Here is a 22,348-nt window from a genome sequence, read left to right on the forward strand (position 1 = left end):
GACGCTTGAGCAGTACGTACTACCACTCTCAAACGGTAGGAGAATGTCGCATGAACATGAACAGGTTTTTGTTGGGAGCCATCACTTTACTGTTTGCCACTGTAGCCAGTGCTGATATTCCGCAGCTTAATTTCAAGTGCCCGACCAATATCTCCGTGCATGCGGATAAGGGCGGGCCAGTGTTCATCAATGGCAAGGAGGCCAAACTGAAGAAATTCAACGACAACGCCTATGAAGCCAGAGGCTCTGGCGTGGCGATTACCCTCACGCGCAATCCAGATGAATCATGGGACGTATCCTATACCGGTAAAGGCGGGGCTAACGGGGATTGCCAGCTATCGACATCGGGCGTTGAGAGTGCCAATGGTACTAGTGGCACATCTGCCACCAACAAGGCGGAGAAGGCCTGCCTGGCCGAGGTGGCGAAGAAAACCGGCGTGGCCGTCAGCAAACTTTCGGTGACCGACGTCATGACTGCCGAAGCGGGAATTGGCGTGACGATCAGCGTACCTGAGGCGGACGCTCCTTGGTCGTGCCTGTCCAGTGCTAGTGGCAAAGTCCAGGGTGCAAGTTACGCCGGGTCTGAAGGCAACCTCTGATTCGGATGCATGGGAAGCTAACGGTTACGACAGCTTGAGGTTGGCCGTCTCCATGGGCTCGTGAACTGTCCTCCACCAAGGGCAGCTATGGGTCGGTGCCTACCTATCGTCAACGGCACTCTACGAGTTTCTGGACAAGCAATCGACAGCACCGGGCTACCCTGAATTCGCTATCGGTGAGCATGCTAACCACAGTTCCTGAGCCCCCCCTGAGGCAACCTTTTCTTCGTAGCCATCCACAAACCAGCGCAGAATCATCCATTAAAGTGAAGCCCTGCGCCTCCTTTCAGCGTCAACATCAGCCTAATCCGCAAGGGCATACAGCCCTTGATCTCCCACATGACACCGGTAGACAGGCTGATGATCAATCTGGAAGACAAAGTGGCCTTGGTCACTGGAGGCGGCTCGGGCATTGGCCTGGCAACCGCGTTGCTGTTCGCGAAACACGGCGCGCGCGTGGTGGTTGCCGATATCTGCGAGAAGAACGCCGCCGATTGCGTGGCCAAGATTGCCGGCCTAGGCCGTGAGGCTCTTGCTATTCGGGTCGACGTCGGCTTCGAAGACGATTGTCGCTACATGGTAAATCGAACTCTAGACCGATTCGGCCAACTGGACATTGCCTTTAACAATGCGGGTATCCGCGGCTATCCGGCACTTACCGCGGAGTACGGCGCGGAAAAATGGCAGCAAGTCATCGATGTCAATCTCAGCGGCGTCTTCCACTGCATGACGCATGAGCTTAGAGCCATGCGTCAACATGGCGGTGCCATCGTCAATACCGCTTCGATCATGGGCCTGAAGGGCACCACGGGCGGCGCGGCCTACTGCGCCGCCAAGCACGGAGTGATCGGCCTGACCAAGGCCGCGGCCCTGGAGTACGGTCGCTTTGGCATTCGCATCAATGCGGTATGCCCGGGCTACATCGAGACACCAATGACCATGGGCGAGCAGAACATCCTCCAGGAGAAGAAATTCCAGACCGAACTGCAGCGCGCCGCCCTGCGCCGCCTGGCAGCCCCCGAGGAAGTGGCCGAGCTGGTGCTCTGGCTTGCCTCGGACAAAGCCTCCTTCGTCACCGGCGCCAGTTACACCGTGGACGGCGGTGTCACCGCCGGCTGACCACCCTCGCCTCTGTTTCGGAGAATCCCATGCATTACCAGAACTACCACGCCCTGCGCTTCAGTCAGGACGGCAGCGTGCTGACCGTCACCCTCAACCAGCCTGAATCGCTCAACGCTGTCAGCTCCCTCTTGCATAGCGAGCTGTCTCGGGTGTTCGCCGATATCGCCCGGGACAGGTCGGTCGACGCTGTGGTTCTCACCGGTGCCGGCCGTGCCTTCTGCGCCGGCGGCGATCTGAGCTGGTTCCACACCATGCCCCAGGAAGACCTCGACCGCCTGTTCGTCGAGGCACGCAAGATCATCATCGACCTGCTGGAGCTGCCGCAGCCGATCATCTCGGCGATCAATGGCCTGGCGGTCGGCCTCGGTGCCACCCTGGCGCTGTTCTGTGACGTGATTTTCGCTGCCGACAACGCAAAGATTTCCGACCCCCATGTGAGTATCGGCGTCACCGCCGGCGACGGTGGCTCGGTGATCTGGCCCTGGCTGGTAGGCCCGGCACGAGCCAAGCGCTACCTGATGACCGGCGACAGCCTGGGGGCAGCCGAGGCCGAGCGCATCGGCCTGGTTACCCACGTGGTGCCCGCCGCGGAACTGCTGGTCCAGGCACAAGGATTCGCAGGCCGCCTGGCGGCGGGCTCGCAGATCGCCATCCGCTCGACCAAAGCCTCGGTGAACAAGATTCTCCGCGACACCGCCAACTTGATGCTGGACACCTCCCTGGCGCTGGAGAAGGAGTGCTTCACCACCCAGTACCACAAGGATGCCATCGCCGCCTTCCTCGCCAAGCAGCAGCCGACTGCTCGTGTCTGAGCCCTGCCCGGAGCCCCGAATGAAACGACCCTCTCCCTGGATGAATGCCGAGCTGGAAGTCTTCCGCGACAACGTGCGGCGCTTCTTCGTCAACGAAGTGGTGCCGCACCAGGAGCGCTGGTACAAGCAGCACCGTGTAGACCGCGAGCTCTGGCACAAGGCTGGCAGGCTCGGTCTGCTGGCCCTGGATATGCCTGAGGAATACGGTGGCAGCGCCGGCAACTTCGCCCACCTGGCAGTGTTCTTCGAGGAGCAGGCTGCGGTGGGCGACTGGGGTTTTGGCGTGCAGGTGCACCACATCGTTTCCCACTACATCCTCAACCACGGCACTGAGGAGCAGAAACGCAATTACCTGCCGCGCATGGCCTCCGGCGAACTGATCGGAGCCATCGCGATGACCGAGCCCGGCGCTGGCTCCGACCTTCAGGGCATCCGTACCCGTGCGGTGCGCGACGGCGAACATTACGTGCTCAACGGTGCCAAGACCTTTATCTCCAACGGCTCCATGGCCGACTTGGTGGTCGTGGTCACCCGTACCGATCCCAACGCCGGCAGCAAGGGTATGTCGCTGATCATCGTCGAGACCGCCGAGGTCCAGGGATACAGCGTCGGCCGGGTGCTGGAGAAACTCGGCCAGCACAATGCCGACACCGCCGAGCTGGCCTTCCAGGATGTGCGCGTACCACTGGCCAACCTGCTCGGCGGCGTCGAAGGCCTGGCCATGCGTCAACTGATGTCCGACCTCCCCTATGAGCGGGTCGGCGTTGCCGTGGGCTCTGCCGCCTCGATTGAGCGCGCGGTGCGCTTGACCGTGGACTACGTGCGTGAACGCAAAGCCTTTGGCAGGCCGCTGCTCGACCAGCAGAACACCCGGTTCAAACTGGCCGAGGTGGATACCCTGGCCACCCTCGCCCGGGTATTCGTCGATGACTGCATCCAACGCATGATCGATGGTGACATGGATACCGTCACCGCCTCCAAGGCCAAGCTCTGGATGACCGAGACCCAGGGCAAGGTGATGGACGACTGCCTGCAGCTGTTCGGTGGTTACGGCTACATGCTCGAGTACCCCATCGCGCGCATGTACGCCGACGCCCGTGTGCAGCGCATCTATGCCGGCACCAGCGAAATCATGAAAGAGATCATCGCCCGCTCGTTGTAAGCGGGCCCGGGCCGTGCTCAGCGGCCCCGACCACAGGAGTCGTCGTCTTGAACTGCCCTTCCCCGGTGCTCTGTCACATCGACCAGCACATCGCCCGCATCACCCTCAACCGCCCCGGCGCGGGCAACGCCATCACCCTTGAGTTGGCCCAGGCGCTGGCCGCCGCCATCGACCAGGTGAGCCGTAGCGATGCCCGCGTGTTGCTGCTCGATGCCCAGGGCCAGCGCTTCTGCAGCGGCGGCGATATCGACGGGTTGATCGCCCATCGCGAGCGCCTGGCGGAGAACATCTGCGCCATCCTCACGGTGCTCAACCCGGCGATGTTGCGCCTGGCGAACCTGCCATTGCCGGTTATCAGCGTGGTCCAGGGCAGCGTGGCCGGCGCTGGGATCGCCCTCGCCGGCTGCGCCGACTTGGTCCTGGCCAGCGATCGGGTTCGCGTACGCGGCGCCTACTCGGCCATCGGCCTGAGCCCTGACATTGGTGCCTCCTTCCACCTGGTGCGACGTATCGGCGCCAGCCGCGCCAAGCGCCTGCTGATGCTCAACGCCGTTCACAGCGCGGAGCAGTGCCTGGCCCTGGGCCTGTTTGACGAGTTGCATGCCCCGGAACACCTGGCGCAGGCGGCCAATGACCTGGCCGTGCTGCTCGCCGATGGTGCGACCCAGGCCATTGGCCAGATCAAGCAGCTGTGCGACGCCGCCCTCGATGTCGATCTGGAAACCCATCTGAAACTCGAGAGCGCGGCCATCCTTGCCTGCAGCACCAGCCGCGATGCCGCCGAGGGTATCCTGGCCTGCCTGGAGAAACGTGAGCCACGTTTCCTTGGCCGCTAAGAGCAGTCGCCCGGGACCACCGGGCATCCTGCCGCCACGCGAGGCAGGCGGCCATGGCAAACTAGCCGCTCGCCACCACAAGCAGATGGCTGCCACCGCGCCAGGCGGATGGCCAAGGCCACGCAGGAACTGCCCATGAAACACCCAGCGGACACCGTTTCGCCGCGCATCCTCCCCAGCAAGTACGCCGCGCCGCGAGTGGCCAGCCAACACATCGAGCGCCCGCACCTGGTTGAGCAGTTGCGCAAGGCCGAGCAGCACTATCGCCTGGTGCTGATCCGCGCCGCCGCCGGGTCCGGCAAAACCACCCTGCTGCAGCAGTACTACCAGGGGCGCCGCGAGCGGGGCCTGGCCTCGCTGTGGGTGAACCTGGATGCTGGCGACAACGATCTGCAGCGTTTCATCCGCGTGCTCGAACAGGGTCTGCGGGACATCCTCCCGAGTGCTCGCCTGCCCGCCGCGGCCTCTCGCAGCGCCGAGGAGCTACTGGCATTGATCGCCCATAGCCGCAGCACCTTCAGCTTGCTGCTCGATGAATTCGAAGTGCTGCACAACCCTTCCGTGCTGAGCTTTCTGCAGCAGATCATCGAGGCGCTGCCGGAAGGCTGCGCGGTGTTCGTCGCCAGCCGCCATCTGCCCGGCCTCGATCTGACTCGCCTGGCCCGCCTCGGCCGCCTGCTGGAGCTGCCTTCCAACCTGCTGCGTTTCAGCCTGGAGGAAACCACCACCTTCGTCCGTGACAAACGCCAGCTGCCATTGCTCAACAACCTGGTGGCAACCCTCTACCTGAGCACCGAGGGCTGGGTCACCGCCCTGCACCTGGCGTGCCTGTCGTTGCAGGGCAAGGCGGACCCAGCGGCCTCCATTGCGGCGTTTTCCGGTATACACCTGGAATTGGCCGAGTACCTGGCCGAGGATATCTTCGCGCGGCTCGACGACGAGCTGCGCCTGTTCCTTCTGCAGAGCTGCGTGCTGGAGCGCTTCTGCGCGCCGCTTTGCGACCATGTCGGCAGGCGTAGCGACAGCCAGGCGATGATCGAGCGCCTGGGCAGGGAGAGCCTGTTCATCGTGCCGCTGGACGATCAGCAACAATGGTTCCGCTACCACAGCCTGTTCGCCGACTTCCTGCGCAGTACCCTTGAACGGCGCCTGCCCGGTCGCAAGCGCGAGTTGCTGCAGCGCGCCGCCAGCTGGTACCTGGAAGCCGCTAGACCGGCCCCGGCGATCCAGTGTTTGCTCGATGCGGGTGACCCGGCAGAAGCGGCGCGCCGCCTCGGCGAGCATTGCGACGAACTGCTGCACACCGGACGCACGCGCATGCTCTTGCGCTGGCTCGACCGTATACCCGAAGCGCTGCTTGGCGAACACCCGCGACTACGCCTGGCGTATGCCTGGGCACTGTTGTTCGCGCGACGCCTGCACGACGCCACGCGCCTGATCGAGCAGCTCAGTCGGCACGGCGACGCGCTGGAGGCGCAAACCCTTCGCTGTCTGCTGTATAGCGTCACCGACGAACCGCAGGCCTGTTGCGAGGCCGGCTACCAGCTGCTGCAGGAATTGCCGGAAAGCGCCGGCTTCCTGCGTGTACTGGTGGTCAATACCCTGAGCTTCAGCCTGATCAGCTGTGGCCGACCGGTCGAGGCCCTCGACGTCCTGGCCCAGGCTCGCCGCGAACAGGTCGGCGAACCTGCTGATGCAGCATTGATGCAGGCGGTAGGCGACTGCAACCAAGGCATCCTGCTGCTGGTTCAGGGCCGCCTGAGCGAAGCCCGACAACTCCTGGCGCCCTCCCCCGTGGCGACACCCGAGGAGGAAAACGCCGCAGTCGGCGCGCGCCTGACCCGCCTGAGTCTTCAGGCCATGCTGCACTACGAAATCGATGCGGGTAGCGAGGCCGAGCGGCTGCTGCAGCAGATACTGCCGGCCACCAAGGATGCCAGTACCCCGGACGTACTGATCATCTGTCATGTGCTGCAGGCGCGTCTGGCGCAGCAGCGTGGTGAACGCGACAGTTGTCTGCGCTGCCTGGCCGAGTTGGAGCAACTGGGCCAGCAGGCGGGCTCGGCACGCATCCAGTGCTCCGCCTGGCTGGAACGGGTGCGCCTGGCGCTGCTCGAAGGCAGGCTGGAGGACGCGGAGCAGGCCCAGCAGACCGCCGAAACCCTGAGCGGCTGGAATACTCCTGCGGTGTTGTTCTATGCCAACGATGTCGACACCCCGCTGATCACTCGTCAGCGATTGCGCATCATCCGCGGCGAATTCGTCGCCGCGATCGAGGCCCTTCGGCCATTGATCAAGCAGGCCAAGACAGCCCAGCAACGCCGCCGCGAACTCAAGCTGCAGCTACTGCTGGCCCTTGCCCTGGAAGGCCTCGGTCGCCGGCAGAGTGCCAGCAACGCCTGGGACCAGGCCCTTGCCCTGGGGGCCGAGCAGGACCTGATGCGCAGCTTCATCGATGAAGGTCCCTGGCTCAGCGAGTTCTTGCGCCGCCGCAGCGGCGTAGCGCAGCCCGCCTACAGCGCCATGCAGAAAGCCTTTCTCGCGCGCCTGCAGGAAAGCCTGGGGTTGCGCCCGCAACGACCTGGCAAAAGCACCGATGGCTTGTCCCGGCGCGAAATCGAGGTGTTGCAACTGCTCGCCGGCGGCCATCGCAACCGTACTATTGCCGAGCGCCTGTTCCTCTCCGAATGCACCGTGAAATCCCACCTGCGCAAGATCAACGCCAAGCTCGGCGCAGAGGACCGCGCCCAAGCGGTGGCCATCGCCCGCCATCGCGGCTGGATCGACTAAGGCGCAGGCAGCGCGCAAATGGTCCAAAGGGGGTACGACAGCCACCCTGTCCGCTCGGGATAATCTCGCCGTCACCCGGGCGATACCAGTCGCCCACCCCGGCTCGCCGGCGGTGCCCCGAAACACTGGCGCCGAGCCTTTGCAGTTCCCCCTTGGTTCCGGGCCTCTGGCCCGGATTTTTTTTGGAGAACCCGATGAAAGTGCTGGTCGCGGTAAAACGCGTGGTCGACTACAACGTCAAGGTCCGGGTAAAGGCGGACCAGAGCGGTGTCGACCTGGCCAACGTGAAGATGGCCCTCAACCCCTTTTGCGAAATTGCCGTGGAAGAAGCGGTACGCCTGAAAGAGCAAGGCATCACCAGTGAGATCGTGGTGGTCTCGGTCGGCCCGAGCGCCGCCCAGGAGCAACTGCGCACCGCCCTCGCCCTGGGCGCCGACCGCGCCCTGCTGGTCGAGAGCGATGCCGAGCTCAACGCCCTGGCCATTGCCAAGGTGCTCAAGGCCGTCGTCGACAAGGAGCGCCCGCAGTTGGTGATCCTCGGCAAGCAGGCGATCGACAGCGACAACAACCAGACCGGCCAGATGCTCGCCGCGCTGAACGGCTACCCCCAGGGCACTTTCGCCTCCAAGGTGGTGGTGGCCGATGGCAAGGTCAACGTGACCCGCGAAATCGATGGCGGCCTGCAAACCGTCGCGCTCCAACTGCCGGCGATCGTCACCACCGACCTGCGCCTGAACGAGCCGCGCTACGCGTCGCTGCCGAACATCATGAAGGCCAAGAAAAAGCCGCTGGAGGTGCTGACCCCGGATGCTCTTTGCGTGTCCGTCACCTCCACCGTGACGACCCTCAAGGTCGAGGCGCCGGCCGCCCGCAGCGCCGGCGTCAAGGTCAAGTCCGTGGCCGAACTGGTCGAGAAACTGCAGAACGAGGCGAAAGTCATCTGATGGCCATCCTCATCATTGCTGAACACCAGCAAGGCGCCCTGGCCGGCGCCACCTTGAATACCCTCGGCGCTGCCGCTCGGATCGGTGGCGATATCCATGTCCTGGTCGCTGGCCTGAATGTCGCTAGCGTGGCTGAAGCCGCTGCCAGGATCGCTGGCGTTTCCAGGGTGCTGGTCGCCGATAACGCTGCCTACGCCCAGCAGTTGCCGGAGAACATCGCCCCGCTGCTGGTGTCCCTGACCAAGGACTACAGCCACGTGCTGGCGGCGGCCACCAGCAACGGCAAGAATTTCCTGCCGCGCGTGGCCGCCCTGCTGGACGTCGACCAGATCTCCGAAATCATCGAAGTCGTCAGCGCCGACACCTTCAAGCGTCCGATCTACGCCGGCAACGCCATCGCCACCGTGCAGTGCACTGCGCCGGTGAAGGTCATCAGCGTACGCGGCACTGGCTTCGACGCCGTTCCCGATAGCGGTGGCAACGCCATTATCGAAGCCGTGGCCAGCGTGTTCGACGCACGCAGCTCGGCCTTTGTCAGCGAAGAGCTGGCCACGTCTGACCGCCCCGAACTGACCGCTGCCAAGATCGTCGTATCCGGTGGCCGCGGCCTGCAGAACGGCGACAACTTCAAGTACCTGTACAGCCTGGCGGACAAGCTCGGCGCTGGCGTCGGCGCCTCGCGCGCAGCGGTGGACGCGGGCTTCGTGCCCAACGACATGCAGGTCGGCCAGACCGGCAAGATCGTCGCGCCGCAGTTGTATATCGCCGTCGGCATCTCCGGTGCCATCCAGCACCTGGCAGGCATGAAGGACTCGAAGGTGATCGTGGCGATCAACAAGGACGAAGAGGCGCCGATCTTCCAGGTCGCCGACTACGGCCTGGTCGCCGACCTGTTCGATGCCGTGCCTGAGCTGGAACGCACTCTCTAGCCCCTCCCCCCTTCTGCAGGGAGAGCGAGAGGCCAGGCTGGGCGCCACGAAACGCTCCAGCCAGGGCTCTCCCTGCGTTTTTCCGTGTTGTGATGCGTCCTTCCGTGCAACAGGGGGAAACAGAAAGCCCGCCAAGAGGCGGGCTTTCTGGTGGGCGCGACAGGGCTCGCTACAGCTTCTGGATATCCTCCAGCAGCCAGTGCTGCTGGACCATGGCCTGCTTGTCCAGGCCGTAGACGCGGAACAGGGTAAAGAACTTCTCTCCGGCGCGGGTGCTGATCCAGTTGTTTTCGTGCCCCTTCGGCGGGGTCGGAGCGAAGTACAGGTCAATGCTGCCATCCGCATTGACCTGAAGCTTCTGGTCGTAGGAGTCCAGGCCAACCACCTTGGCCTCGCGGATGAAGCCCGCAGTGCTGGCGTCGTAGACGTCCACGGACCAGAAGTCTCGGGCCGGAACCTGCGCGGGTATATGGAGGCGGTAGCTGTGTTCGCCGGACAACCGCTCGCCGGTGTTCGTCGCATAGGATTTCAGGTACAGGTGCGGTGCCGGCGGGATGATCGGGCCGAACATGCCGAACCAGGCGAAGGCGCGCTCGTCGGTGCGCAGGGCCTGCTTCGGCTCGACGAAGGACAGCAGGCTCGACACGGCCAACTTCATGTCCGCCAGCGTCCGCCACTGGCGTTGCGGCCACAGCGGGTTACCCGAGTTGGCGTAGCCTTCCATCATGTAGGCATGTGCTTCGGCCACCGCCTCGCCGAGCTGCTTGCGCTGTGCGGCGTCGGGCTGGAACGTCAGGCCCTTGCCGATCCCCAGGCTGCGCAATTGGCCCATCACCGCCAGATCGCGCTCCTGCACGGGCTCCTCGGCAACTACCCGGGCCAGCGAGTCGTAGAAGCTCTCGTCGAAGCGGGCGATGGCGTCGTAGACCTTGTCTGCCACGTCCAGGTAGCGGTTGGCCTTGGGAGACTGGGCCTCTGCCAGCGGATAGACCTTCAGGTTCTTCAGGTAGTCGACGCCGGCGGCCAGGTCGGCGGTGCCGGTGGTTCGGGTGATCACCCGTAGCAGGCTGTAGACGTTGTTGGTCTGGCTGCGCACCGCCACGTAGCCAGCCGGCACTTCGCCCTCCCAGCCCGGAGGCAGCAGCAGGTAACGGGCGCCTTTGCCCTGGTCCTGCCCCAGGCTGCCGACATTGATCTGTGGGGTGGTCCAGGCGTCGACCAGACCGCCGTAGAGGGAGGCCCCACGGACCGGCGGGATGTCCACCACCAGCGGGCCGTTCTTGAGATTGACGAAGAACATCACGTAGATCGTCGAGTGGTTCGGTGTGGTGGTCTGGTTCTTCCAGTCCGAAGGGCGCGACCAGTACATGATGTCGTTGTACTGCGCGCCGGCATCGCGGAAATAGGCCTGGCGCATGGCGTCGAAGTTGACCAGCGGCATGCCCCAGAGTGCCGCCTCCACCGCGCGGCGCTGGTACAGGCGGGTCTGCAATTGTTCGCTGCTGAAGCCGCTGCCCGCCAGGGCCGTCGGCGCCATGCCGGTGATCAGCCCCAGGCCCAGCAGCCAGGCGGCAAGTTGTCGGCACGCAGTGTTCTTCCAGAGGGACAGCATCATCACAATGGGCTCCTTCGCTCGCGTCACCCGCCACCTCACAGGCAGCGGGCGACAGACAGTCAGTTGAGGATTTCGAAATCGCCCGGCTTCCAGCTGCCGTCGAAGCTTGCCGGCTGTGGACCATAGACGCGGAAGTAGCTGAACCAGCCTTTGCCAGGCTCGGTCTTGATCCAGCGGCTCTCCTGCCCCTTGGGCGCCTTGGGACCGAAGAACAGTTCGACGCTATCGCCAGTGGCGTCCGTGAGGTCTTGCATCGAGCGCAAGGCGGCCTTGTCCTGGTCAGTGCTGATTTGCGAGCGGGTCTGACTGTCGTAAACGGTCAGCGACCAGAACAGGCGGCTTGGCACCGGTAGCGGCACGCGCAGCCGATAGGTCTTGCCGCCGTCGAGGTAAGCCCCTTGCTGGTCGCGGGCGCCCAGCCAATACACCGAGCCCGAGCCGGAGGCGCGACGGAACATGGCCGGCGACTGCACCATGGCCTGGTACAGCCACTTCTCGCGAGCTTCGAGGTCGGCATAGTTGGGTGTGTCGAAGCTTCCGTTCTCCGGGCGCAGCACCGCCCATTCCCACTTGCGGTCCTTCCACACCATGCGGTCGGGACGGCGGTCAGCGAACGACTGCACGCGCAGTTGCTGATTACCCATGACCGCGGCCTTCAGCAGGATCGCCCGCATGCGCTCGTCGGGGGCGAATGCCTGCCCCTTGGCGATACCCAACGCGGCCAGCTCGCCGTAGTTCTCCCGGTAGGGCTCGAAGGCCGGTTCGCTATCGATCAGCTCATGCAGTAGCTGCCAGAACTGCAGGGTACTCTCGACCTTCAGCGGCGTGCCGTCGTCAGGCTGATCGGTGACGTTGCGCCAGGTCGGCTCGCTCCAGTCTGCGCGCGCTTGCAGCGGGTAGACCTTGACCGTGCGCATCAACGCGTAGGCCGCCTCGACACCGCCCTTGGGCATCGCCCGGACCAGCATCAGTACGCGGTTGGTCGAGCTGTGGCTGACATGGTAGCCGGGCGGGATTTCGCCCTGGTAGCCCGGCGGCAGCAGCAGGTGCTTGCCCCCCTTGCCTGCGTCGGGGCCTGGCAGGCCGAGGTCGGCGACCCAACGCTGGTTGAGATCGTTGACCACGCTCATCAGCGGGCCGGACGGCATCTCCACCACCAGCGGCCCCTGGGACAGATCGAGGAACAGCGTGCTGTAGGGGGTATCGGCGTTGGGCGTGAAAGCCAAGCGCCGGGGGGTGCTCTGGATCTGGTTGAAGACCTTGTTCGGTACCACCCCGGAAGCCAGGCTGTTCTTCCACAGGGCGAAAAAAGACACGCTGGGGTAGAAGAAGCGGTAGGCCTGCAGAGCGCGGTTCAGGTCGATGTCGTCGTAGACGCGCTGGACGGTGGCATCGGTCGGGTAGCCATTGTGGAACTGGTAAGGCGTAGTGGCGTCGGCGCGTGCCAGTGGCGCGAGCGCGGCCAGGCTCAGCAGGCCGATGGCGAGCAGCCGCGGCCCACCCGGATTCAGGGACTTGGTCATGGGGCTTCCTTTGCGGAGGTAGGGAGGCCCCGCCTACCGTCGCCGGCAAGCGGGGACGGCCGGCTCAGGCGATACCGCGCTTGCGGCCCTGCCAGAACGGATCGCGCAGCTCGGTCTTGAGGACCTTGCCGACGCTGGACAGCGGTAATGCCTCACGGAACTCGACACTGCGCGGGCACTTGTAGCCGGCGATGCGCTCCCGGCAGTGGGCGACTATCGTCTCGCTGCACAGGTCGGCGCCGGGCTTGCGGATGATCACCGCGTGGACCGTCTCGCCCCACTTGTCGCAGGGGATGCCGATCACCGCGCACTGGGCGACTGCCGGGTGGCTGGCAATGGCGGTTTCGACCTCCGCCGAATAGATGTTCTCGCCGCCGCTGACGATCATGTCCTTGAGCCGGTCGCAGACATAGACGAAGCCATCCTCGTCCATGTAGCCACCGTCGCCGGTGTGCATCCAGCCGCCGCGCAGGGCTTCGGCGGTGGCCTCGGGCTTGTTCAGATAGCCGAGCATCACGTTCGGCCCGCGTACCACGATCTCTCCGACGGTGCCGCGCGGTACTTCGCGGTCATCCGGGTCGACGATGCGCACCTCGACACACACGGCCGGGCGTCCGGCCGAGTACATCTTGCCGCTGGCGTGGTGCTCGTCGCCATGGAACTCGCGGCCAAGCATGCAGGCCATCGGCGCCAGTTCGGTCATCCCGTAGCCCTGAGAGAAGCCGGCCGCCGGAAACGCCTGCAGCGCGCGATTGAGTAACGCCGGGGTGATCGGCGAGGCGCCGTAGCCGATGGTACGGATGCAGCTCAGATCGAGCTCGGCCAGAGACGGGTTGGCGTCACGGCAGTCCAGCAGCATCTGGATCATGGTGGGTGCCAGCAGCACCTCGTTGATGCGCTCGCTGGCAATGGTTTCCAGCACCACCGCCGGGTTGAATCCTGGTAGTACCACGTGGGTACCGCCGCTGAAGAACAGCGAGGTCATGGCGGCGAAATCGGCCAGGTGGAACATCGGCATGACATGCAGGAACGCCGAGTCAGGGCCATAAACCCCCGCGTTCAGGCAGGCCAGAGCGGCAAAAGCGACATTGCTGTGACTGAGCATCACGCCCTTTGGAAATCCGGTGGTGCCGCCGGTATAGAAGATGCCCAGCAAGCGGTCGCCACCGCGGCGAGCATCCTCGATCGGCGCGGCATGGCGGATCAGTTCCTCGTAGTTGAGCATGCCTTTGGGCGTCTCACCGTCACCGGCGTAGATCAGCGTGCGCAAGGTCTGCGCCTGTTCGATGACGCGCTTGCCGAGCTCCAGGAAGGTGTCGTCGACGATCAGCACGGTGGTTTCCGAATCGTCCAGGGAATAGACGATCTCCGCCGCACTCCAGCGGATATTCACCGGGTTGAGTACGGCGTCCGCCCAGGGTACCGCCTGGTAGTACTCGATGTAGCGCTGTGAGTTGACCGACAGCATGGCTACGCGGTCACCACTGGCCACGCCGCGCTTGCGCAAGGCGCCCGCCAGCCGTGCAACGCGCTCAGCGAATTCTGCATAAGTGATGCTGCGGCCCTGGAAACGAATGGCAGTGGCATTGGGTCGCGCCTGCAGGTGTCGATGCAGGCCCTGGGTGATGTACATGGGGTACCTCCAATCTTGTTTTTATTCTGTACCGTGCGGGTGGCTCCCACACCGGCTGCTCGTCGGCCTGTGCTACCTGTCGTACCGTGCTGGCGCGACAGGCGGCGGATCATTCCCGGTCGCTGGCGATCACGTCATCGCCCCGCTCGTCGAAGCCTTGCGGCCAGATGCGCCGCGACGCATCGCTTTGCGGGTGATAGACATGGCAACTGCCGATCACCCAGGGTCTGGGCTGCACGAAGCCAGGCTGCTCTTCACGCTGCCGGCGAAGCTCGTCGCGCCGAGCGACGAACGTGCTCTGGATCAGCGTCGTCGCCATGGGACCCAGCAGCTCGGTCAGGTGGGTGCAACCCTGCAGGCCTCCCACTACCCGTATCGCCTGCTGCTTGAAACCGGGACCGATGCGCAACCCCACCAATCCCTCATACGCGGCAGCGATCTCTCCGCAGGTGGGCGTTGGCGCCGCTTCCGTCCGCGCGTGGGCGGCGCGGATTATGAATTTGCTATCGACGGTCAGAACCAGGCGCATCTGATGAAAGGCCTCCCCAGCGGCAACCAATCGATAGTCGGTATGGGTGTCCTCCGGTTTGCTATCGAGCAGGTAGCCTTCGATATCGACACAACCGTCGTCGCGCTGATATCCCGTACAGATCACCTGGCGCGTGTGCAGCAAGCGCCGCCGGACATCTTGCGTTGACCCTTCGGTCATCCCTCTTTCCTCCGGTTTATATCGCCGTCCCTGGCGCCACGCATACCGTAAAGGAGTGAAAACGGTAGGCGTTGTTCCGTCCGGGCTCAGAGCGAACGGCCCACCAGTTCGCGCTGGATTTCATTGGCGCCGCCATAGATGCGGGCCACTCGGGCATCGGCCCACATGCGAGCGATGGGATACTCGTTCATGTAGCCATAGCCGCCGAAGAACTGCAGACAGCGGTCGAGCACTTCGCTGTTGCGTTCGGTCAGCCAGAACTTGCCCATCGAAGCCAGGGCCGGGTCGAGCTTGCCGTCGACCCATTGCTGGATGATGTGGTCGCAGAAGGTCCGCGAAGCCAGCACCGTGGCCTTGACGTCGGCCAGGGTGAAGCGGGTGTTCTGGAAGTCCAGCACCGGCTTGCCGAACACCTGGCGCTCCTTGGTGTATTCCAGGGTCAGCTTGAGCGCCCGCTCCATCACCGCGGCGGCGGCAATGGCGATCTGCGCGCGCTCGTAGGGCAGTTGCTTCATCAGGGTGTAGAAGCCCTTGCCTTCGACGCCACCGAGCAGGCAGTCGGCCGGGACCTCGATGTCGTCGAAGTACATCTCCGAAGTGTCCGAGGACGGCATGCCGACCTTGTCCAGCACCTTGCCACGGCGGAAGCCCGGCAGGCGGGTGTCGACCAGGAAGATCGAAACACCCTTGGCGCCGGCGCTGAGATCGGTCTTGGCAACCACCGCCACCATGTCGCTCAGCTGGCCGTTGGTGATGAAGGTCTTGGCGCCGTTGATCACATACTTGTCGCCCTGCTTCACCGCGCGGGTACGCACAGCCTGCAGGTCGGAGCCGGTACCCGGCTCGGTCATGGCCACCGAGCAGATCACCTCGCCCGAAGCGATCCTGGGCAACCAGTGCTGCTTCTGTTCTTCGGTGCCGTCATCGAGGATGTAGTGCCCGACAATGTGGTTGATGCCCAGGCTGAGCCCGCCGACGCCGGCATAGTTGAGTTCATTGACCACCACCGCCAGGTGCGCCGGAGTGCCGCCGGAGCCACCGTACTCGACTGGCACGTCCGGCAGGATCATGCCCATCTCGCCGCAGGCGCGCCAGGCGGCTCGGTCGGACTGGTGATGCTCGCGCCACTTGTCTTCCTCCGGGGCCAGGGTCTGGGTGACGAAACGACGGACGCTGTCGGCGAAAGGCGCGACCTCTTCGTCCAGCCAGGGGGAGTGATAGTTTTCCAACATGGCGATACCTCGGATTCTTCTTGTCATCGTGACTCGTCGCCCGCGCTCGACCGGCCGCGGGCGACGAGTGGGTCAACCTCAGAGGGTGCCGTTGCCGCCGCCGCAGACGAGAGTCTGGCCGGAGACGTAATCCGACTCCGGCAGGCAGAGCATCACCACCGAACCGGCTGCTTCCTTCGGAGTACCCGGACGGCCCAGCGGGATGGTCATGCTGGCGGCGTCGATCAGCGACTGCTGCACGCCGACCTTGATCTCGCGGCCCTCGATGTTCACGGTCTTGCTGGCCTCGCCGGCCAGCGCCTCGGTCAGGCGGGTCTGGATGAAGCCGAAGGCCACGGCGTTGACGCAGACCTTCATGCGACCCCATTCACGCGACAAGGTCTTGGTCATGCCCAGGATGCCGGCCTTGGCCGAGGAGTAGTTGGTCTGCCCGGCGTTACCACCGGCGGCGACGGAGGAGATATTGACCACCTTGCGGATCACTTCCTTGCCTTCGGCTTTCTCCGCTTTGGCTGCGGCACTGATCACCGGCTGGGCGGCACGGAGGATGCGGAACGGCGCGGTCAGGTGGCAGTCGATGATCGCGTACCACTGCTCGTCGGTCATCTTCTGGATGACGTTGTCCCAGGTGTAGCCGGCATTGTTGACGATGATGTCGATGCCGCCGTAGTTGTCCACTGCGGTCTTGACGAAGCGGTCGGCGAAGTCGACGGCAGTGACGCTACCCACGCAGGCCACGGCCTCGCCGCCGGCGGCACGGATTTCCGCGACCACTTCCTCGGCGGGAGCGGCATCGAGATCGTTGACCACAACACGGGCGCCGTAGGCGGCGAGTTGTACGGCGACCTCACGACCAATGCCACGACCGGAGCCGGTGATCAGGGCGACTTTACCTTCGAGCTTGTTCATCTAGCGATTTCCTATTCAGGCAGGTTGAGCAAAAGGGTTCAGGCCAGGGCGACCACGGCTTCGCCGGCGATCTTCTCTTCGCCGTACTGGTTGCCGCAGCGGATCGCCAGGCGCACACGCTTCTCACCATCGGCCTCGAATTTCTCGATGATCTGGCCGGTGCAGGTGGGGATGTGGCCGAGCTGGGTGATGCCGGTGAAGCGCATCGACAGGCTGCGGATCTGCTGCTGCGGCACCCAGCTGGTGAGCAGGCGGCCGAGGTAGGCGGCCGACAGCATGCCGTGGGCGAAGACGTCGGGCATGCGCGCCTTGCGGGCGAAGTCGATGTCGATATGGATCGGGTTGTGGTCGCCGGAAGCGCCGCAGTACAGGGCCAGGGTGGTGCGGTTGACCGGCTGCAGCTTCAGCAGCGGGATTTCATCGCCAACCTGGATATCGGAATACTGGACATGGGTCATGAAGGGCTCCTCAGCGCTGGACCAGCGAGCAACGGATGTCGGCGATGTGCTCGCCGTCCTGGTTGGTGACGCGGATCTCGTTGACCACGAACTGCAGGCGGCCGCCGGCCTTTTCGTAGACATCGACAACCTTGCTGTCGAAGGTCAGCTGGTCACCGGCCACGGCGGGCTTGTGGTACACGAAGGACTGCTCGGCGTGGAGGATGCGGCCGAGGTCGAACTCGTAGAGTTTCAGCTGCGCCTCGATGTCGCGCCCTTCTCCGCCCAGACACATGAGGAAGGTCGGCGGTACCGGCAGCGACTTGTAGCCAGCGGCCTTGGCCGCGGCTTCGTCGGTGTAGACCGGGTCGGTTTCGCCAATGGCCTTGGCGAAGAAACGCAGGCGGCCTTTTTCCACGTCGGCGTGGGTCACGCCGAGGGAGTGACCGATCAGGCTTTTGTCTGCCATTTCACTATCTCCTTTCAAGTTTCAGGGAGCGTGCCCTTCCAGGCACGCGCGAGGAATTCAGCCGCGGCCGTACAGGGTGACGACGCAGGCGCCGCCGAGGCCGAGGTTGTGCTGCAGAGCCAGGTTCACGCCTTCCACCTGGCGGGCTTCGGCGCTGCCACGCAGCTGGTGGGTCAGCTCGTAGCACTGTGCAAGGCCGGTAGCGCCCAGCGGATGGCCCTTGGAGAGCAGGCCGCCGGACGGGTTGGTCACCACCTGGCCGCCGTAGGTGTTGTCGCCGTCGAGGATGAAGCGTTCGGCGCCGCCGACATCGCAGAAGCCCAGGGACTCATAGGTCAGCAGCTCGTTGTGGGCGAAGCAGTCGTGCATCTCGGCCACGCGGATGTCCATGGGGTCGACGCCAGCCTGCTCATACACCTGCTTCGCGGCGCGCTGGGCCATGTCGAAGCCGACTACCTCGATCATCGAGCGCGACTCAAAGACCTTCGGCGAATCGGTGGTCAGGGCCTGGGCCAGGATCACTACGTCGGTGCGCAGGCCATGTTTCTTGGCGAAGGCTTCGCTGCAGATGATTGCGGCGGCGGCGCCGCAGGTCGGCGGGCAGGCCATCAGGCGGGTCATCACGCCCGGCCAGATCACCTGGTCGTTCATGACGTCCTCGGTGGTGACGACCTTGCGGAACATGGCCAGCGGGTTGTTCGCGGCATGGCGGCTGGCCTTGGCGCGAATCGCGGCGAACGTGCTCATCTGCGTGCCGTATTTCTGCATGTGCTCGCGCCCGGCACCGCCGAACATGTGCAGGGCCATCGGCATTCCGGCGACATCGCCGGCCAGCTCGTTGGTCAGCTCCACGCTGCGGGCCATGGCGGCCGGACGGTCATCCCAGTGGCTTTTCAGCGCGCCGGGTTGCATCTGCTCGAAGCCCAGGGCCAGGGCGCATTCCACGGCGCCGCTTTGCACTGCCTGGCGGGCCAGGAACAGCGCACTGGAGCCGGTGGAGCAGTTGTTGTTGACGTTGACCACTGGGATGCCGGACAGGCCTACCTCGTAAAGCGCAGCCTGGCCGCAGGTAGAGTCGCCGTACACGTAGCCGACGTAGGCCTGTTGCACCAGGTCGTAGCTCAGCCCGGCGTCCTTGAGCGCCAGGCGCACGGCCTGGGAGCCCATTTCGATATAGGTGCCACTGGCCCCCGGCTTGACGAAGGGGATCATGCCGACACCGGCTACATAGGGTTTCTGCGACATCTGAAGTGCTCCGATTGCTTTGACGGGTTTGCTGCCGGCGGATCAGCGCCGCCGGCAGCCGTTGGATCAGCGGATACCGGCGTTGCGCAGGGCGGCCGGGGTGAAGTCGTTGCTGTTGCAGGTCTGGCCGTAGGTGATGCCGCGCTTGGCTTCGTTGATCATGCCCAGGGCGGAATAGCGGCCAGCGATCAGGTCGTACACGGTCTGTACCGGGTAGAAGCTGGCACCGGTGCGGTAATCGAGTGCCTGGTAGCCTTCGGCGACGCGCCAGAGCTGGCCGCGACCGTCGTAGTGGTCGACTTCCACCAGGGTCCAGGTGTCCTCGTCGAAATACATGTGGCGCTTGGCGTAGATGTGCCGCTGGCCAGGCTTCAGGGTGCCCTCCACTTCCCACACACGGTGCAGTTCGTAGCGGGTCAGGTCCTGGTTGATATGGCCGGGCTGGATGATCTGGTCGTATTTCAGCTTCGGCGACCAGAGCTCGTAGTTGTTGTACGGGATGTACATCTCTTTCTTGCCGATCAGCTTCCAGTCGTAGCGATCCGGCGCGCCGTTGAACATGTCGGAGTTGTCCGCGGTACGCATGCCGTCCGCCGCGGTGCCCGGACCGTCATAGGCGATCTGCGGAGCGCGGCGCACGCGACGCTGGCCGGCGCTGTAGACCCAGGCCATGCGCGAGTCCTTGACCTGGTCGTAGGGCTCGTGGACGAGCGACACCGTCCCGGCCATACGCGAGGGAGAAAGAACGGTCTGCTTCGCGTAATAGAAGACACCGGAGTCTTTCACCTTGTCGGCGTCGGTCATCAGCCACGGGTAGCCGATCTGCTCTTCGATCTCCACCGGGATGTAGCTGCCGTTGACCTGCGGCGACACCTGAACGATGACGCGGTCGAGATTGCCACCGCGGTAGCGCGTCCAGTGGTTCCACAGCACTTCGACGCCGTTCTTGGGAATCGGGAAGGCGAAGTAGTGGGTCTGATCGAGGCCCGACAGGCTGTTGCCGTCATTGGTGGTTTGCGCATGCAGGGCGTTCTGCTTGGCCGCGTCGTAGATTTCCTGCGGCGCCGCCCCGCTGCGCCGCGTCGCGTAGACGGGAATGCGGTAGCTGTCCGGATAGCGCTTGAACATCGCCAGTTGCCCGGCACTGAGCTTGTTCGCGTACTGCTCGGCGTTCTTTGCGGTGATCACGAACAGCGGCTTGTCGGCAGCATAGGGGTTGGCGACGAAGCCATTGCTGTCCACCGCAGCGGCGTCGGGTTTCAGCCCACCGGTCCAGGCCGGAATGCTGCCATCGGCGTTGCCGGCCTTCTCTGCGCCCAGGGGAGTCAGGCTGCCGCCCAGTTGCGCGGCTTCCTCCGGCGAAACGGCGGCCATCACGGCGCTGGCCAGCAGCGATAGCGCGAGGGCACCGGTACGCATCATGCTTATTGTTTTCATGCGGGTTCTCTGCCGTTGCTTGTCAGAAGTTCACGCCGACGCTGAGAGCGACGTAGTCGCGGTCGGTCATGGTGTTGAAGTCGCCACCGAAGTAATCGGTGTAACTGATGCTGGCGGTGTAGGTGCTCTGGTAGTCGGCATCCAGGCCGAGGCTGACGGCCTTGGTTCCTTCCTCGAAGGTGGGACCGTAGCCGTGCACGTCGTGGGACCAGGCAAGATTCGGCGAAAGGTTGATGCCGGCGAACACGTTCGGGTAATCCAGCTTGGCGCGAGCGCGGTAGCCCCAGGAACTGCTGGTATAGAAACCGTCGCTGTTGCACTCCTGCTGCGAGTTACTCGGCCGTGTGCCGCCCTGGCCGTCCGGAAGCGGGCTGCCCAGGCACTGGGCGTTGGCAATCCCCGGATACTCGCCGGGACCGAATACCGGGTTGCGACCGAAACGCACCTCGCTGCCATCGCGGGAGCCCAAGCCGTTGATGCGGTTGTAGCCGACCTCACCGACCAGCGTCAGGCGGTCGGCCCCCATCACCTGATCGAAGAAGCGCGTGGCGCTGGCCTGCACCTGCAGCACCGGCATGCGCTTGTAGCCATCCACCGCCACGCCCGAGCCCGGGTAGCCGATGGGCGAGACGGGGCGCCCCGCCACCATCTGGTTCGCCGCGGCGGTCTGCACGTCGGTGGTATTGATCTGCAGCGGCATGTTCGGCCGGAAGCTGATCTCGCCACCAATCGAGGTGACGCCGGCGGTGGTCTGGAAACTCAACCCATACAGGCGGATGTCTTCGGGGTAATCGATGAAGTAGTTGGCAGTACGCACCCGGGTGAAGGAATCGCCGGCCGGGCGGGTGGTGCCCGTGGCGCTGATGAACGGGCTGCGGCTGTGGTAGTTCATCGCGTAGGCCGCGAACTCGGTGTCGTTCAAGCTCGGCACGAACCAGCGCAGGGCCACCCCGTACTGACCACTGTCGCGGGCATCATTGTCCTTGCCGCGCGGCAGATAGACATCGTCACGAGCGGCCGCCAGCGAAGCCAGCGACAACGAGGTATTGGCCGCCTGGCCGGGCGCCAGGTCGTAGATCGCTGACACAGTGCGGTCGTCGCAACCCTGGGCCACCGAATCCACCGAGAAGAAGGTGCCGCAGTTATCCACCACGGTCTTGTCCCACTCCAGTTGGTAGAAACCCTCGGCGGTGAAGTTTTCTCCCAGTCCCTGGGACAAGTAGAAAAGATTCACCGGCACCAGCGCTTCTTTCACTTCGGCGCCCGGGCGACGTAACGCGGCGACGTCCACCGGGTTGATCGAGCTGATGCCGTTCTGGATGAAGGTGCTTTCGCCCCAGTTCACCACTTGCTTGCCCAGGCGCACGTTGCCCGGCAGATCGCCGAGTGTGTAGTTGTGATAGACGAAGGCGTCGAGGAACTGCCCGCCGGAGGCGCGAGCGGCCTGGTCGCGGCCGCTGTCATCGATGTCGTAGAAGTGCTGGTGGCCATCCTTCTGCTCGAAGTCGTACCAGTACTTGCCGCGCAGGAACAGGCCGCTGTCACCGTACTTCAGCTCCAGGTCATGCAGGCCCTTGAAGATGGTCGAGAATGCTTCGCCGCTCTTGAAGTTCAGCCGGCCATCGTCGATCACCCGCGCCGCGCCTTTGCCTTGCACACCCTGGGTGTTGAAGTTGGAGATGAAGTTGGGATTGGCGCCGGTGGCCGACCAACTGGAGCCGAAACTCAGGGAAGAGTCGAAGCGCGCTTCGATCTCGCCGATGTTGAAGGTGACGGCGCCTACCTGGGAACTGATCCCCAGGGTCACCGCCGCGGCCAGCAGTTGAGGTTGGAATCTCCCGCTCATTGTTGTTCTTGTCATGCGGCTCTCCGGGTTGGGATGTGATGGAGGCCCCATGCTAGGAAGCGCATCCACCGTCCTGAATTGCCGCTTCAGAGGATTTTC

The 22,348-nt window shown here is 64.3% G+C and carries 18 protein-coding genes and 1 pseudogene; 8 read left to right on the plus strand and 11 right to left on the minus strand.

The window, feature by feature from the left end; translation table 11 throughout:
• Positions 1–56: 56 nt before the first annotated feature.
• From IB273_RS31380 to IB273_RS07350, 8 genes and pseudogenes are all read left to right on the plus strand, one after another.
• Positions 57–338: pseudogene (locus IB273_RS31380) on the plus strand (hypothetical protein); the annotation flags it as partial.
• Between the two features lie 621 nt (positions 339–959).
• Positions 960–1,718, plus strand: coding sequence for an SDR family NAD(P)-dependent oxidoreductase (locus tag IB273_RS07320; protein WP_192223673.1), 759 nt, complete (start codon positions 960–962; stop codon positions 1,716–1,718).
• 29 nt (positions 1,719–1,747) lie between these two features.
• Complete coding sequence (locus IB273_RS07325; RefSeq protein WP_192223674.1) at positions 1,748–2,533, plus strand: enoyl-CoA hydratase/isomerase family protein; 786 nt, start codon at positions 1,748–1,750, stop codon at positions 2,531–2,533.
• Positions 2,534–2,552: 19 nt separating this feature from the next.
• Entirely contained in the window at positions 2,553–3,695 is a 1,143-nt protein-coding gene (locus IB273_RS07330; protein WP_225610090.1) for an acyl-CoA dehydrogenase family protein, read from the plus strand.
• Positions 3,696–3,742: 47 nt separating this feature from the next.
• The gene (locus IB273_RS07335) at positions 3,743–4,531 is read left to right on the plus strand and encodes an enoyl-CoA hydratase/isomerase family protein (RefSeq protein WP_225610091.1); all 789 of its coding nucleotides are present in this window, start codon (positions 3,743–3,745) and stop codon (positions 4,529–4,531) included.
• A 135-nt stretch (positions 4,532–4,666) separates the two neighbouring features.
• A complete protein-coding gene (locus tag IB273_RS07340) occupies positions 4,667–7,321 on the plus strand; it encodes a LuxR C-terminal-related transcriptional regulator (protein ID WP_192223675.1) in 2,655 nt (884 codons plus the stop codon).
• A gap of 194 nt (positions 7,322–7,515) precedes the next feature.
• On the plus strand, positions 7,516–8,265 hold the full coding sequence (locus IB273_RS07345; protein WP_192223676.1) for an electron transfer flavoprotein subunit beta/FixA family protein: 750 nt from the start codon (positions 7,516–7,518) through the stop codon (positions 8,263–8,265).
• A complete protein-coding gene (locus IB273_RS07350) occupies positions 8,265–9,194 on the plus strand; it encodes an electron transfer flavoprotein subunit alpha/FixB family protein (RefSeq protein ID WP_192223677.1) in 930 nt (309 codons plus the stop codon). Before IB273_RS07345 ends, IB273_RS07350 begins: the two co-directional genes overlap by 1 nt.
• A 169-nt stretch (positions 9,195–9,363) precedes the next feature.
• Here IB273_RS07350 and IB273_RS07355 read toward each other — a convergent pair whose 3' ends face one another.
• From IB273_RS07355 to IB273_RS07405, 11 genes are all read right to left on the minus strand, one after another.
• Positions 9,364–10,809 carry a DUF1254 domain-containing protein gene (locus tag IB273_RS07355; protein WP_192223678.1) on the minus strand — a complete coding sequence of 482 codons (1,446 nt, stop codon included), beginning with the start codon at positions 10,807–10,809 and terminating at the stop codon, positions 9,364–9,366.
• 59 nt (positions 10,810–10,868) lie between these two features.
• Positions 10,869–12,332, minus strand: coding sequence for a DUF1254 domain-containing protein (locus tag IB273_RS07360; RefSeq protein WP_192223679.1), 1,464 nt, complete (start codon positions 12,330–12,332; stop codon positions 10,869–10,871).
• A 64-nt stretch (positions 12,333–12,396) separates the two neighbouring features.
• Positions 12,397–13,965: an acyl-CoA synthetase gene (locus tag IB273_RS07365; RefSeq protein ID WP_192223680.1), complete on the minus strand. Its 1,569-nt coding sequence runs from the start codon at positions 13,963–13,965 to the stop codon at positions 12,397–12,399.
• A 109-nt stretch (positions 13,966–14,074) separates the two neighbouring features.
• A complete protein-coding gene (locus IB273_RS07370; protein ID WP_192223681.1) occupies positions 14,075–14,674 on the minus strand; it encodes a DUF2889 domain-containing protein in 600 nt (199 codons plus the stop codon).
• An 86-nt stretch (positions 14,675–14,760) separates the two neighbouring features.
• Positions 14,761–15,906, minus strand: coding sequence for an acyl-CoA dehydrogenase family protein (locus IB273_RS07375; protein ID WP_192223682.1), 1,146 nt, complete (start codon positions 15,904–15,906; stop codon positions 14,761–14,763).
• Positions 15,907–15,984: 78 nt separating this feature from the next.
• Positions 15,985–16,815 carry an SDR family NAD(P)-dependent oxidoreductase gene (locus IB273_RS07380; RefSeq protein ID WP_192223683.1) on the minus strand — a complete coding sequence of 277 codons (831 nt, stop codon included), beginning with the start codon at positions 16,813–16,815 and terminating at the stop codon, positions 15,985–15,987.
• Positions 16,816–16,853: 38 nt separating this feature from the next.
• Positions 16,854–17,273, minus strand: a complete 420-nt coding sequence (locus tag IB273_RS07385) for a MaoC family dehydratase (protein ID WP_192223684.1) — start codon at positions 17,271–17,273, stop codon at positions 16,854–16,856.
• A gap of 10 nt (positions 17,274–17,283) precedes the next feature.
• Positions 17,284–17,721, minus strand: coding sequence for a MaoC family dehydratase N-terminal domain-containing protein (locus tag IB273_RS07390; RefSeq protein WP_192223685.1), 438 nt, complete (start codon positions 17,719–17,721; stop codon positions 17,284–17,286).
• Positions 17,722–17,778: 57 nt separating this feature from the next.
• Entirely contained in the window at positions 17,779–18,966 is a 1,188-nt protein-coding gene (locus IB273_RS07395; RefSeq protein ID WP_192223686.1) for a lipid-transfer protein, read from the minus strand.
• A gap of 66 nt (positions 18,967–19,032) precedes the next feature.
• Complete coding sequence (locus IB273_RS07400) at positions 19,033–20,403, minus strand: DUF1329 domain-containing protein (RefSeq protein WP_192223687.1); 1,371 nt, start codon at positions 20,401–20,403, stop codon at positions 19,033–19,035.
• A 22-nt stretch (positions 20,404–20,425) separates the two neighbouring features.
• The gene (locus IB273_RS07405) at positions 20,426–22,264 is read right to left on the minus strand and encodes a DUF1302 domain-containing protein (protein WP_192223688.1); all 1,839 of its coding nucleotides are present in this window, start codon (positions 22,262–22,264) and stop codon (positions 20,426–20,428) included.
• Positions 22,265–22,348: the final 84 nt, after the last annotated feature.

It is taken from the genome of Pseudomonas sp. PDM19 (assembly GCF_014852215.1).
Lineage (GTDB): Bacteria > Pseudomonadota > Gammaproteobacteria > Pseudomonadales > Pseudomonadaceae > Pseudomonas.

Coding starts and splice junctions, on each gene's coding strand:
- IB273_RS07320 (WP_192223673.1), top strand. CDS start 960: ATGATCAATCTGGAAGACAAAGTGGCCTTGGTCACTGGAGGCGGCTCG.
- IB273_RS07325 (WP_192223674.1), top strand. CDS start 1,748: ATGCATTACCAGAACTACCACGCCCTGCGCTTCAGTCAGGACGGCAGC.
- IB273_RS07330 (WP_225610090.1), top strand. CDS start 2,553: ATGAAACGACCCTCTCCCTGGATGAATGCCGAGCTGGAAGTCTTCCGC.
- IB273_RS07340 (WP_192223675.1), top strand. CDS start 4,667: ATGAAACACCCAGCGGACACCGTTTCGCCGCGCATCCTCCCCAGCAAG.
- IB273_RS07345 (WP_192223676.1), top strand. CDS start 7,516: ATGAAAGTGCTGGTCGCGGTAAAACGCGTGGTCGACTACAACGTCAAG.
- IB273_RS07350 (WP_192223677.1), top strand. CDS start 8,265: ATGGCCATCCTCATCATTGCTGAACACCAGCAAGGCGCCCTGGCCGGC.
- IB273_RS07355 (WP_192223678.1), bottom strand. CDS start 10,809: ATGATGCTGTCCCTCTGGAAGAACACTGCGTGCCGACAACTTGCCGCC.
- IB273_RS07360 (WP_192223679.1), bottom strand. CDS start 12,332: ATGACCAAGTCCCTGAATCCGGGTGGGCCGCGGCTGCTCGCCATCGGC.
- IB273_RS07365 (WP_192223680.1), bottom strand. CDS start 13,965: ATGTACATCACCCAGGGCCTGCATCGACACCTGCAGGCGCGACCCAAT.
- IB273_RS07370 (WP_192223681.1), bottom strand. CDS start 14,674: ATGACCGAAGGGTCAACGCAAGATGTCCGGCGGCGCTTGCTGCACACG.
- IB273_RS07375 (WP_192223682.1), bottom strand. CDS start 15,906: ATGTTGGAAAACTATCACTCCCCCTGGCTGGACGAAGAGGTCGCGCCT.
- IB273_RS07380 (WP_192223683.1), bottom strand. CDS start 16,815: ATGAACAAGCTCGAAGGTAAAGTCGCCCTGATCACCGGCTCCGGTCGT.
- IB273_RS07385 (WP_192223684.1), bottom strand. CDS start 17,273: ATGACCCATGTCCAGTATTCCGATATCCAGGTTGGCGATGAAATCCCG.
- IB273_RS07390 (WP_192223685.1), bottom strand. CDS start 17,721: ATGGCAGACAAAAGCCTGATCGGTCACTCCCTCGGCGTGACCCACGCC.
- IB273_RS07395 (WP_192223686.1), bottom strand. CDS start 18,966: ATGTCGCAGAAACCCTATGTAGCCGGTGTCGGCATGATCCCCTTCGTC.
- IB273_RS07400 (WP_192223687.1), bottom strand. CDS start 20,403: ATGAAAACAATAAGCATGATGCGTACCGGTGCCCTCGCGCTATCGCTG.
- IB273_RS07405 (WP_192223688.1), bottom strand. CDS start 22,264: ATGACAAGAACAACAATGAGCGGGAGATTCCAACCTCAACTGCTGGCC.